This is a genomic window from Streptomyces sp. YS-3 (assembly GCF_045257485.1).
Lineage (GTDB): Bacteria > Actinomycetota > Actinomycetes > Streptomycetales > Streptomycetaceae > Streptomyces.
Map to the genome: position 1 here is coordinate 1 of NZ_JBJHPC010001208.1, position 560 is coordinate 560.

1 pseudogene is annotated in these 560 nt (G+C 79.1%); it reads left to right on the forward strand.

Going from position 1 to position 560, the window contains the following annotated elements:
- Window positions 1-330: 330 nt before the first annotated feature.
- Window positions 331-560, forward strand: a pseudogene (locus ACJA3G_RS38335) (hypothetical protein); the annotation flags it as partial.

The following is a 560-nucleotide window of genomic DNA, read 5'->3' on the forward strand; positions in this document are numbered from 1 at the left end:
AAGGAACGGCGATCGGTCGAACCGTCGGCTCCGACCCCCGGCACCGCCCCCGGGCCCGACGGCGGCACGCACTCTCGGACGCCCCCGCGGAAGCCGTCGACCCGTCCCACGGCCCAGCCGTCGCGTTCACCGTCGGCGCCGGCGGTCCGCTGAGACCGCCCGGCCCAGGGCCGGGGGTCGCCGAGCACGGACCGGCGGCCCGGTCGGCCCGGGTGCCGTGCCCGTGCCGTGTGGCCCAGGTCACGTACACGGAAAGTGTTATGACTCCGCCGCCTCCCGCTCTCCCATGTGCCGGACACCCCGGCAGCACCGGAGAGAGAGCGGAGCCCCATGCAGCACCACGACGACCACCCCCACGTCCGGCCCGCGCGCGACGGCCGGGCCACCCGCCGACGTGCGCACCGGCAGCGGTCCCGGCGGGCCACCGGCGCCGCCGTGGCCGGCACCGTGGCGGTCGCCGCCGTCGCCGGAGCGCTCCTGTGGCCGCGCTCCGAGGACCCCGCCGAGGCCGTACGCACCCAGGCGGCACCGGCCGCCGGGCACTCCCTCGCCCCCGACGC